At 42.0% G+C, this 12,123-nt stretch carries 10 protein-coding genes and 2 pseudogenes; 9 read left to right on the top strand and 3 right to left on the bottom strand.

What is annotated here, in order from left to right; all coding sequences use genetic code 11:
* Nucleotides 1-14 precede the first annotated feature (14 nt).
* Both FS608_RS03190 and FS608_RS03185 read right to left on the bottom strand, forming a co-directional pair.
* Nucleotides 15-554 carry a transcription repressor NadR gene (locus FS608_RS03190; protein ID WP_144547806.1) on the bottom strand — a complete coding sequence of 180 codons (540 nt, stop codon included), beginning with the start codon at nucleotides 552-554 and terminating at the stop codon, nucleotides 15-17.
* A gap of 55 nt (nucleotides 555-609) precedes the next feature.
* Nucleotides 610-1,761, bottom strand: a complete 1,152-nt coding sequence (locus FS608_RS03185) for an IscS subfamily cysteine desulfurase (protein WP_144547805.1) — start codon at nucleotides 1,759-1,761, stop codon at nucleotides 610-612.
* Nucleotides 1,762-1,885: 124 nt separating this feature from the next.
* Here FS608_RS03185 and nadB point away from each other — a divergent pair, with 124 nt between their 5' ends.
* The 4 genes and pseudogenes from nadB to safA form a co-directional block, all read left to right on the top strand.
* Complete coding sequence (gene nadB / locus FS608_RS03180; protein ID WP_144547804.1) at nucleotides 1,886-3,469, top strand: L-aspartate oxidase; 1,584 nt, start codon at nucleotides 1,886-1,888, stop codon at nucleotides 3,467-3,469.
* Nucleotides 3,438-4,286 carry a carboxylating nicotinate-nucleotide diphosphorylase gene (nadC, locus tag FS608_RS03175; protein ID WP_144547803.1) on the top strand — a complete coding sequence of 283 codons (849 nt, stop codon included), beginning with the start codon at nucleotides 3,438-3,440 and terminating at the stop codon, nucleotides 4,284-4,286. Before nadB ends, nadC begins: the two co-directional genes overlap by 32 nt.
* 1 nt (nucleotide 4,287) lies before the next feature.
* Nucleotides 4,288-5,382, top strand: a complete 1,095-nt coding sequence (nadA, locus tag FS608_RS03170) for a quinolinate synthase NadA (RefSeq protein ID WP_144547802.1) — start codon at nucleotides 4,288-4,290, stop codon at nucleotides 5,380-5,382.
* Between the two features lie 162 nt (nucleotides 5,383-5,544).
* Nucleotides 5,545-5,722, top strand: a pseudogene (gene safA / locus FS608_RS31730) (SafA/ExsA family spore coat assembly protein); the annotation flags it as partial.
* Between the two features lie 142 nt (nucleotides 5,723-5,864).
* Here the strand turns inward: safA and FS608_RS31725 are convergent.
* Nucleotides 5,865-5,918, bottom strand: a pseudogene (locus FS608_RS31725) (hypothetical protein); the annotation flags it as partial.
* Between the two features lie 1,814 nt (nucleotides 5,919-7,732).
* On the opposite strand from FS608_RS31725, the gene FS608_RS03155 reads away from it, so the two are divergent.
* The 5 genes from FS608_RS03155 to ruvB all read left to right on the top strand — a co-directional run bounded on the left by FS608_RS03155 (nucleotide 7,733) and on the right by ruvB (nucleotide 12,123).
* On the top strand, nucleotides 7,733-8,722 hold the full coding sequence (locus tag FS608_RS03155) for a phosphotransferase (protein WP_144547801.1): 990 nt from the start codon (nucleotides 7,733-7,735) through the stop codon (nucleotides 8,720-8,722).
* Between the two features lie 106 nt (nucleotides 8,723-8,828).
* The gene (locus tag FS608_RS03150) at nucleotides 8,829-9,524 is read left to right on the top strand and encodes a YhcN/YlaJ family sporulation lipoprotein (RefSeq protein WP_144547800.1); all 696 of its coding nucleotides are present in this window, start codon (nucleotides 8,829-8,831) and stop codon (nucleotides 9,522-9,524) included.
* 130 nt (nucleotides 9,525-9,654) lie between these two features.
* Nucleotides 9,655-10,209, top strand: a complete 555-nt coding sequence (locus FS608_RS03145; RefSeq protein WP_144547799.1) for an intercompartmental signaling factor BofC — start codon at nucleotides 9,655-9,657, stop codon at nucleotides 10,207-10,209.
* Between the two features lie 287 nt (nucleotides 10,210-10,496).
* Complete coding sequence (gene ruvA, locus FS608_RS03140; protein WP_144547798.1) at nucleotides 10,497-11,108, top strand: Holliday junction branch migration protein RuvA; 612 nt, start codon at nucleotides 10,497-10,499, stop codon at nucleotides 11,106-11,108.
* Between the two features lie 10 nt (nucleotides 11,109-11,118).
* On the top strand, nucleotides 11,119-12,123 hold the full coding sequence (ruvB, locus tag FS608_RS03135; protein WP_144547797.1) for a Holliday junction branch migration DNA helicase RuvB: 1,005 nt from the start codon (nucleotides 11,119-11,121) through the stop codon (nucleotides 12,121-12,123).

Here is a 12,123-nt window from a genome sequence, read left to right as displayed (position 1 = left end):
ATGTGGGGTTTTACTTATGATTCAATTAAAAAGCCTTCTGCTTTTAAAGCTTTTTCAGCTTCATCTAAGACTTGGATGCTTGATGCTGAGATCGTATGAAGGTGGATTCCCTCGGTTAGTTCCGATAATAAAGAGGCTCTGGTCTTTTGCATGTTTGCCATGAATTGTTTCACCTCTTGGCGATTAGAAACCATAATTGATGCCGTCAAATCTCCATAAACCTTGTGTTCAATTTTGACATCCTTCACAAAAACTCCATGGTCAACGAGCAAATTCAGCTCTTTTTCGGTGTCATTAGGTGAATGCCTGCAGGCAATTGTCCTTTCAAAGGAATAAGTGCTGTTGTTTTGCTTTAAATAAATATAACCTTGGCTCGTTGCAATAATGGGTTCATTCTTTGCTTTAAGGAGCGTGATATCACCGACTATCACCTGCCTGCTTACATTGGTTCGATTGGCTAATTCACTTCCGGTCACTGGAACGGGACTGTCTTTTAGCAGTTGTAAAATGAAAGACCTCCTTTCTTCTCCCAATATTTTTTTTTGCTCTACCATATAATTCCTCCTATTTTCTATTGCTGTTTCCCTATTTTAGCATAGTTTAATTTTTTTATATAACCGTAGTTGCCTTGAAGGCATGAACGATATTCACGATCCTCTCACCCAGTTCGACTACATCTTCCAAGCGCGTCGATTGACCAAAAGAAATACGGATAAATTCTTTTGCTTCATCAGAGGTTAAACCTAGTGCATGGGCCACTTTTGCCGGGGATTGCATACCCACCTGACAGGCACTGCCGGTTGAAATGGCAAATCCTAGCCGATTGCATTCAAGCATCATCCATTGACCCTGAATACCAGAAATCCGGAGCCCGATGATATTTGCAAGCTGCTGAGAGGCATCGGCTGCTTGATATATTTTCACCTTATCTTTAATGGGCTCAAGTGTCTCAATAAAAGCTTTCCGCAGTAATCCATATCTATTTATATCCTCTGGCAATTTTCCGATTATTTTCTGTGCGGCAACTGTCAGCGCAGCAATGGCCGGAACATTGACTGTACCTGGACGAAATCCGCGTTCATGAGAACTTCCTGGAAAAAAAGGCTCCCATTTGAGTTGAGGATCGACATATACTCCGCCAATACCTTTTGGGCCATAGATTTTATGACCTGAAAAAGTAAAACTGCTGACAAGTTGAGCTAGTCTTTTTACATCTATTTTTCCAAACGACTGAACAAAATCACTGTGGAAATGGATTTCGTTGGCCTTGCAAATCTTTGCGATTTTATCGATTGGCTGGATGGTGCCAATTTCAGAATTCACATGCTGCAGGGTGAGTAGAATGGTTTCTTGCTTAATTGAATGGACCAGCTGCTCTTGATCAATCAGGCCGTTTTCATTAAGCGGGAGCAGGGTGATTTCATATCCAGCTTCCTTTAATCTCGAAAGGACTCCATGGATGGATGAATGCTCCGCAATGCCTGCGATTATATGCTTACCCTCTTTTTTAGTGGAGGACAATAAGGCTTCGATTGCTAAAAAATTCCCCTCTGTTCCGCCACTTGTAAAGAACAGCCCATTTTTATCTATACCCATTAGACTGGCCAATTCTTCTCGGCAATTTTCCAGTAAGGCAGCTGATTGTCCACCAATATCGTGGAGACTGCTGGAGTTACCAAAGTATTCTGTTGCCACTTTTAAATACACCTCAGCTGCTTCAGGGTCTAGTGGAGTGGTCGCTGCATAGTCAAAATATTTCATGATTCTTCTCCCATTCAATTTTTTTTAGGACGGGCGATTCTACTTTTCTATAAAAATACTTGTTTTTAGTTTAATTCTATGTAAATATATATGTCAAGACACCTGTTATGTCAGGAGGGTCAACATGGCAAATGATGATGTATTAATAATTGGAAGTGGAATAGCCGCTTTACAGCTGGCTGTTCAATTATCTAGCAATTTAAATGTGAGGATACTCACAAAGGAAAAATTAAGGACAGCCAATTCTTATCTAGCTCAAGGCGGGATCGCGGCAGCACTGGGGGAGAACGACCACCCCTCTAAGCATGTGGTCGATACACTTGAAGCGGGAAGATTTCACAACAATCAAGAGGTGGTTCAGGAAATTATTACTGCGGCGCCGGAACTTATCAAGAACCTGGCACGACAAGGCGAGATCTTTGATAAAAATCAACATGGCGAATTGTCTCTTGGGATGGAAGGGGCACACAGTGAGAAGAGAATTGTTCATGGCGGCGGTGATGCTACGGGTAAGAACGTAATGGAGTATCTGATCACTGAGCTCAAGCAAAAGCGAAATATCAATGTCGAAGAGAATGTCTTCGCTTATGAATTACTCCTTAATAGAGAACAGAACATTTGTATTGGTGTTAAAGCGAAAACAGCCACTGGGTCCATCCTAAGATTTTATGGACATCATGTAATTATTGCAACGGGGGGCTGTGGTCAGCTATATACTTACACTTCTAACGCCAAAACCGTCTCGGGTGATGGGATTGCAATGGCTTATTTAGCCGGCGCGGACATCGTCGATATGGAATTTAATCAATTTCATCCGACGCTCTTATATATAAACGGAGAAACAAACGGCTTAATTTCTGAAGCCGTAAGGGGAGAAGGTGCCATTCTCGTTACAGAAGATGGGACCCGAATCATGGAGGGGGTTCACCCGTTAAAGGATCTCGGACCGAGGCATGTCGTCTCCCAACGAATCTATGAATACTTGAAAAAAGGAAAACAGATCTATTTAGATATAAGCAACATTGAAGATTTTAGGGTGCGATTTCCTTCGATTACATTCCTATGTGAGGAGCAAGGGATCCAGATTGCGGATGGGAAAATCCCTGTAGCTCCAGGCAGCCACTTTTTAATGGGCGGAATTAAAACCGATTTAATCGGACGATCTTCCCTAAATGGACTATATGCGATCGGCGAATCCTCCTGTACAGGTTTACATGGTGCCAATCGCCTGGCAAGTAATTCCTTGTTAGAGGGATTATTTCAAGGGGAACAGTTATCGAAGTGGATAAATGAAGGATGGAAAAGTCCCCAAATAAAAACAAAACATCAGGATTGTCAACCTAAAGGGGAGAAACCAGTTCATTTACCGCGTGTCCAACAAATTAAGGATTCGATGATGGAACGGGTGGGAATTGTTCGTAATGAAGTGAATTTGAAAAAACAGCAAGCTTGGTTACAGCAATTCAAGGCCGAAACGATCCATTTAGATACGTGTACCACTCAACAGATAACAAAGATTTTTATGCTGGTCACAGCCAAGCTAATGACAGATGCAGCGTTAAAACGGACAGAAAGCAGGGGCGGGCATTTTCGAAGTGATTGCCCAAAAGAAGATGATCACCATTGGTTAAGGAAATCAATCATTCATAACTATAAGCAAGGAAGGGAAAAGTCCAATGAACACATTGAAACTGCGCTCGCAACTTGAGAAGTTTTTTATTGAAGATATTGGGGAACAGGATATGACCACTGATTTAATTTTTGCAGATGAAACAGAAGGCGAAATTGTTTTTCTTGCAAAAGACAAAGGGATTTTTTGTGGAGAAGAAATTATTAAGACAGGGTTCCAGTTGCTAAATAATGAGATTTCCACGCGTGTGTTTGTGAAGGATGGCCAAGCAATTAACTATGGTGACAAGTTAGCCCAAGTTTCTGGGAAAATAGCTGACTTATTAAAAGGGGAAAGAGTGATCCTGAACCTGATCCAACGAATGAGCGGGATTGCCACGCTCACACGAAAAACGGTCGAAACCCTTGATAGCGGCCATACGAAAATATGTGATACCCGGAAAACTACTCCAGGGCTTCGCATGCTTGAAAAGTATGCCGTTCGCTGTGGAGGCGGATTTAATCATCGCTTCGGTTTATATGATGGGGTCATGATTAAGGATAACCATATTTCATTTGCTGGTTCTATTACGAAAGCAGTGGAAGCGGTTCGGAAAAAGGCAGGTCATATGGTGAAAGTGGAAGTCGAAGTGGAATCGAAAGATCAGGTGTTAGAAGCGGTAAATGCAGGGGCAGATGTGATCATGTTTGATAACCGGACTCCGGATGAAATTAAAGAATTAATTCAAATGGTTCCAGCGACGATTGTTACTGAGGCATCCGGCGGAATCCAATTGGCTAATATAGCTGATTATCGCGACACGGGTGTCGATTATATTTCCCTTGGGTACTTAACTCATTCTTACAAAGCACTAGATATCAGTGTAAAAGTGCAGTGGAATAAAGGAGATGAGTAGCATGAATCTAATAGCCACGTTACAAAAAAATATGATTCCTGAAAAATACAAACAAATGTCGAGAGAAGAGCTCGAAAATCGGGTTATAGAGGTGAAAAAGGAACTTGGTCCTCGTCTGTATATTCCTTGCCATCATTATCAAAAAGACGAGGTTGTACAGTTTGCAGATGCCACCGGTGATTCCTTACAACTTGCACAATTATCAGCAAAAAATACAGACGCCGAATTTATTGTTTTCTGTGGTGTTCATTTTATGGCAGAGACAGCCGATATTTTAACGAATCAAAATCAAAAGGTTATCCTGCCAGATATGCGCGCGGGCTGTTCGATGGCTGATATGGCTGATCTTCAGCAAACAGAAAGAGCATGGGAAAAGCTCCAGGAATTGTTTGGAGATACGATTCTTCCATTAACCTATGTTAACTCAACAGCAGCCATTAAATCGTTTGTGGGTGCACATGGCGGGGCAACGGTTACTTCTTCTAATGCCGAGACGATGGTTAAGTGGGCATTTGAAATGAAGGAACGAATTTTATTCTTACCCGATCAGCATCTTGGACGAAATACAGCCGTTGAATTGGGGGTAGGATTAGACGAAATGGCGATTTGGAACCCAATTACCAATGAACTGGAGTTTGAAGGTGACACTTCAGATATTAAGGTCATCCTCTGGAAAGGTCATTGTTCGGTTCATGAAAATTTTACGGTACAAAATGTGATTGATACTCGCTATAAATATCCTAATATGCAAATCATTGTTCATCCTGAATGCCGCCGCGAAGTAGTAGAATTATCCGATATGGCAGGGTCAACGAGTTATATTATTAATGCTATCGAAAAGGCGGAGCCTGGAACAGCTTGGGCAATCGGTACAGAAATGAATCTTGTCAACCGCTTAATTCAAAACCATCCTGATAAAAATATCATTTCGTTAAATCCGCATATGTGTCCATGTTTAACGATGAACAGGATTGACTTGCCGCATTTGGTTTGGAGCCTTGATACACTTGAAGAGACAAATAATATTATTAAAGTTAGTTCTGAGGTTGCCGAGAATGCAAAGTTAGCGCTTGAGCGGATGTTGACAAATTCATAATATCAGTTGAAAAGATGCAATTTTCCATAATTGCATCTTTTTATATTTTATGCGGGATTCATATTCTTTTGAGAAAATGCATAAGTTTTTGTGAAGAAGGATAGCACTTTGCCCATTTTCACATAGACTATATGGACTTATGCCATAGGAGGGGAAATCAGAGTGAAGATCCATATCGTACAGAAAGGGGATACTCTTTGGAAGATTGCCAAGAAGTACGGCGTGAATTTTGAAGAGCTGAAAAAAATGAATTCACAGCTCAGCAACCCTGATATGATTATGCCCGGTATGAAAATAAAGGTCCCAACTTCAGGTGGAACTATAAAAAAAGAAGCACCAATGGGATCTAAACCAGGTACAAAAATCAATTTAGGATCCAAGAAAGAACAGCCGCTTGCTGAGCAGCCGTTAGTCAAAGAGAAACCCATAAAAGAAGCACCAATCAAAGAAGCGCCGATTAAACAAGCACCAATTAAGGAAGCACCGATTAAAGAAGCGCCAATTAAGGCGGCGCCAATTAAAGAGGCTCCAATCAAGGAAGCACCAATAATCAAAGAAGCACCAATAGCACCTTATACTCCAAAAATGCCCATACAAATCGTCCCAGAAATAGATATTAACAATTATTACATGATGAACATGCAAAATATGACAGTACAACAACCACAATTGCCGCCTAAACCTGCAAATATTCTGCCAGAGATCAAAGAAGTACCAAAGAAAGAAATGCCAATTAAGGAAATGCCAATTAAGGAAATGCCAATTAAGGAAATGCCAATTAAGGAAATGCCAATTAAAGAAATGCCAATTAAGGAAATGCCAATCAAAGAAGCACCAATCAAAGAAACACCTGTTGTTCCTGCACCGCCTCCAGTGATGGAAGCACCTGCAGCGGTGGCGCCGTTACCGGATAATTGTGTTCCAGTTACTCCAATTATGCCAGGACCTGGATTCTGTCCTCCATTTGGCGGATTCCCGATGCCTATGAACCCATTCATGGCCTACCCACAAGGACAAGGAGGAATGATTCCGATGCCGCCTGTCATGCCTAGTGGGTTCCCAGGAAATCCTGGGGCAGCGCCATCTGTTGCAGGAACATCATTTGTTGCACCGCAATTCGATGATGAATCATCCTTTATGCCACAATTGCCTGTTATGAACCCGGCCTATAATCAGGGGGCTGTAATGGGGGCTCAATCACCACAGGCACCAATGGGTTACCCTTACATGGATCCGTCAGCATTCGGCCAAATGCCACAAGGATTTGGCCAGCAGATGCCGGCAGGCTTCGACCAAATGCCACAAGGATTTGGCCAGCAAATGCCAGGAGGTTTCGACCAAATGCCACAAGGATTTGGCCAGCAAATGCCAGGAGGTTTCGACCAAATGCCGCAAGGATTTGGCCAGCAAATGCCAGGAGGCTTCGACCAAATGCCGCAAGGATTTGGCCAGCAAATGCCAGGAAGCTTCGACCAAATGCCGCAAGGATTTGGCCAGCAAATGCCAGGAGGCTTCGATCAAATGCCACAAGGATTTGGCCAGCAAATGCCAGGAGGCTTCGATCAAATGCCACAAGGATTTGGCCAGCAAATGCCAGGAAGCTTCGACCAAATGCCGCAAGGATTTGGCCAGCAAATGCCGGCAGGTTTTGATCAAATGCCACAAGGATTTGGTCAGCAAATGCCGGCGGGCTTTGATCAAATGCCACAAGGATTTGGCCAGCAAATGCCAGGGGGCTTCGGTCAAATGCCACAAGGATTTGGTCAGCAAATGCCAGGAGGCTTCGGCCAAATGCCAACAGGTTTCCCAATGGAAAGTCCTTCAGGGTTTGAGACAGCACAAAATCCAGCTGGCTTTGCACCATCTCAGGTAATGCCTGGAAGCATGTATGGAAATCCTGCGATGGGAAATCCGTATGGAATGGGTGTACCGTATGGCCAAATGCCATTTGGATACCCGCAAATGAGTGGTCCAGTGGGTGTACCTGCTCATTTCGAATCTCCAGAAATGACTGGACCTGGTTCGTTCATGCAGCCACCACAAGGTTTTCCCATAGGTGGTGGAGGTGATTGCGGCTGTGGAGGAACACCGGCAGGAATGCCAGCGGGAATGCCGGCACCAATGGCGATGCCGCAGCAAGCACCAATGGCGATGCCGCAACAAGCACCAATGCAACAACAGGCACAAATGCTTCAGCGTGAACCAATGACTCCAAACTTTGAGCCGCCAACCCCGCCAATATACAGTGCACCATATACAGGGCCTGTTAATGCAGCACAGCCTCCTTATATGAATCCATATGGTATGGGTCCGGTAGGAACAAGTCCTTATGGGATGCCGGGTTACCAAGATGAGAGCCTTTAAAACACCAAATCATAAAAAGGGAGACGATGATTATTTTGATCGTCTCCTCTCTTATTTTCAATCACAGTTCTATGAGCGAATCCTTCAGATGGTTCCGATTCGAAAATCTGTTATTTATTTAAGAACAGATAGAAATACTTACGTTTTAAAAGGGTATCATACCAACAATAGGCTAAGACTCCAAGAAGCCTTTACAGCCACCCTGAAAAAAGAAGGATTTACAAAGACCTATTTATTTTTGACCTCTCCTGTGAGAGAACAGCTGTTTTTTGAAGGAACCTACTTTGGATGTATGGAATACATACCTCCAAATAAATCGGTATTTTCGTTCCACTCACATAAAAATCGTCAAGAAGGAATTGAGTTATTAGAACAATTTCACCAAACCACGGCATCGTTTGAAGCACGCTATCGAACCTTGCTTCCAAAAGGACATCTCATCGAAAAATGGTCGGAACGATTAAATGTATTTTCCAATAATCTTCCCTATCTTGGCTATTTTATCAATGAGACAGTGATCAAGGAAATGCTCGATTGGGCAAACTGGTCACTGGAAGGCATGGAAAATAACCGGAGTTTCTTTCAAAAAGAACCCCCTCTCATTCTCCATGGGGACGTAGCCCATCATAATTTCTTAAGGGATACAGGGGGACAATTAAATCTTATTGATTTTGATTTAATTAGCATTGGTCCTGCTTCCTTTGATTATTTACAATATGCTAACCGGATTTTACCTTATCTTGATTGGTCGTTCGAAAAACTTTCAAGTCTGAAACAAATAAAGAAATATTTACACGAAGCCGCTTTTTTATATGCATTAGCCTATCCAGCTGATATTTTTCGGGAATGGAATCGAATGATTCGTGAAAAATCGTATATGGACCATATGAAATATAAGCAAGTAATGGATTTAACGATCAATCAGTTTTATGCAAGAAAAAAATTTATTGATCATATAAAGGGGTTAGTGGACTAACCGGAGTTGGAATTTTCCGTCTGAATGAAATCCCCTCAAAAATAACACCCTATTAATGAGCATGGGTTTTACATGCTCAGGATGTTAATGGAGGGGGTTTTTTCGCTTGAACAAGAAACAGTGGATGATTCCTCTTTCAGCCACATTATTGTTGGGGCTGGCTGGATGTGCAAGTAATAATGATCGTGCAGGGGTTAACGATAACAATAAAAATTCTTTAAATCCAGTCGGATATTACTCCAATGAAAACCACCCAACCACAAATAATGATCTTTTTAGAGATGACGACGGGGCAATTACGGAAATGATGGATCATTCTCTAGGCGATGAGGATCTAGTTACGAATGAAAACAGAAGAAGGCAGCTTCAAACTAGGGATGGAAATGGGAATCCAACGAATCCAACAAAACCTTTAGCTTCTCATGACCGTAATTTCCTCCAACGAGATAATCGCTTTAGTACGAGTGATATGAATTATCACGGTCATCTGAATGTTAATACCAGAAATACTGGAGTGGCTACCGACCCCGACTTTCAAAATAATGTTACGAATAAAATCAGAAACAAAGTAGGTGCGGTTCCGAATGTACAGGCCGTTCGATCCGTTGCCTATGGAAATACGATCATTGTTTCTGTGAATTTAAATAACCATGGTAAGGCTGCGGCTACCAAAAGAGCAATTCAGAAAGCAGTACAGCCATACGCAAATGGAAGAACGGTAAAGGTCATCATTGATGAGGGAACCCTTAGCCGTGACCGTAACTTTTATAATGATAGTCAGCAGGAAAAGGGTGGAAGATAATTCCTTCCAGGTTGAGGGTAAAGCATTAAGCTTTACCCTTTTTAACATGTAATGGAGGATAAAAAGGCAAAATAAGGCTAAACTAGTACTGTATAGAATGTTCAATTTTTAACAATAAGAGGTGAGTAGCATGAGGTTTCATTGGATGGCATGGTGTAGGTATATGTTCGCCGGAATCGCTGTTCTTCTCTTCATGTTTATTTTTAATGCCGAGGAAATGACCATTATTGGCTCGGCCGCTCCCATGGATAACCATCAGAAAGAGGAAAAAACTGAACCTCTAAATATGAAGGTTATTTTGGAAAGGGTTTATTTGGATGGGGAAATAAGTCAAGAAGTGGTCAATGAGACATGCTGGTCTTTGGAAAACTTTTGGGCTAAGTATGATCAATGGCAGCTGATTGACATTGACGGAACGACATTGGTTTTTCAAAAGCAAGTCAATGACATATCCCCCTTGCTAAAGGCAAATGGCTTTTTTGGAATTACCGAAGATGGTGTTTTGAGCATTTTTAATGGAAAACCTGGCCAATTAAGAATTATACAATCATTTTTTCAAATAGATATTAAGAAGCTGGAAAGCACAAAGCAAGAAGAATTGATTCAAGGCATTCCAATCAAAAATAAGGATCGATATGTAGAAGTTTTAGAGACATTTAAGCCATATACTTTAAAAAAAGAATAGAAATACCTATCAATCAGACTGATGCCGCCCATTCAGCCTGGTTTTTTTTTGAAAATAGAGGTCGATTAGGGTGTTTCTTTAGTTCTATGAGCGAATTTCATAGTTTAATGAGCGAATTCCGGACTTCAATGAGTGAATCACAAACTTCAATCAGCGAATATCGCAAATCAATCAGCGAATCCATATTCCGAATAGTTTGATGTTTCTCCCAATAGTTATTTTCTATAACTAACTCAAAATTGTATGGTAGAATGAAATACAGTGCAAAACTAGGGGAGAGAATTCAAGTGTACGAATTTATTAAAGGGACCGTCGAATTTGTCGGGCCAGAATATATAGTGATTGAGAACAACGGAATCGGTTATCAAATTGCAACGCCCAATCCGTTTATCTATGCAGGTAAAATGGAAACATTGGTAACAGTGTTTACCTACCATTATGTTCGTGAGGACATCTTCGCGCTCTACGGTTTTGAAACAAGAGAAGAGAAAAAGCTTTTTACAAAATTATTAAATGTTTCAGGAATTGGTCCCAAAGGGGCACTGGCCATCCTTGCTTCAGGTGAAGTGCAGCAGGTGGTTACGGCTGTTGAAAATGAAGACGAGAGTTTCCTTGTCAAATTCCCGGGAGTTGGGAAAAAAACGGCTCGTCAAATGATCCTGGACCTAAAAGGAAAATTACAGGACATTGTTCCAGACTATTTCCCCAATTTATTTAATGCCGACCAACTTGAGCTACCTACACAAAAGGGAAATTCAAATTTAGAAGAAGCCATTCTTGCCTTGAAAGCATTAGGTTATTCCGAGAAAGAAATCAATAAGATAACACCTGAGTTAAGAAAAGAACAAATGTCTACAGACCAATACATTAAAAAAGCCCTGCAGCGGCTTTTAAAATAGGTGATGATTCATGGAAGACCGGATTATATCTAGTGAAGTTAACGAGAGCGAGATGAGCATAGAACAAAGCCTAAGGCCGCAAGTTCTCAGTCAATATATAGGACAAGATCAAGTTAAGGAAAATCTCGATATTTATATAAAGGCTGCAAAAATGCGGAAGGAAACGTTAGATCATGTGCTGCTTTATGGTCCGCCCGGATTGGGGAAAACGACACTTGCCGTCATTATCGCCAATGAAATGGGCGTAAATATCCGAACCACTTCAGGACCGGCAATCGAAAGACCCGGTGATTTAGCAGCGATTCTTACTGCACTTGAGCCTGGAGATGTATTATTTATTGATGAAATCCATCGCTTGCAACGGACAATTGAAGAAGTTCTTTATCCGGCGATGGAGGATTTTTGTCTTGATATTGTTATCGGGAAGGGACCAAGTGCGAGGTCTGTCCGCCTTGATCTCCCACCGTTTACTCTGGTTGGTGCGACAACGAGGGCAGGTTCCTTATCGGCCCCATTACGCGACCGGTTTGGAGTTTTAAGTCGTCTCGAGTATTATAAAGAAGACCAATTGAAAAATATTGTCCTGCGAACAGCCGAAGTGTTCGGGACCGAAATTGATGGCCTATCAGCAGCAGAAATTGCTCGGAGATCACGGGGGACCCCGAGGATTGCGAACCGCCTCCTCCGCCGGGTGAGAGATTTTGCCCAGGTAAGAGGGGATGGAACAATTGATCTTGCTCTTGCACGAGAAGCGCTGGAACTCCTTCAAGTCGATAAACTCGGCTTAGACCATATCGACCATAAATTGCTAAAGGGCATTATCGAAAAATTCCGAGGTGGACCCGTCGGCCTGGATACCATTGCAGCTTCAATTGGAGAAGAATCTGAAACGATCGAAGATGTCTATGAACCATACTTATTACAAATTGGCTTTTTACAAAGAACTCCACGTGGCAGAGTGGTAACCCCATTGGTTTATCACCATTTTGGTATGGAGGTTCCTCCCCCGAGATAA

Source organism: Bacillus sp. X1(2014) (assembly GCF_007678255.1).
This window is presented reverse-complemented; position numbering and strand designations above follow the sequence as displayed.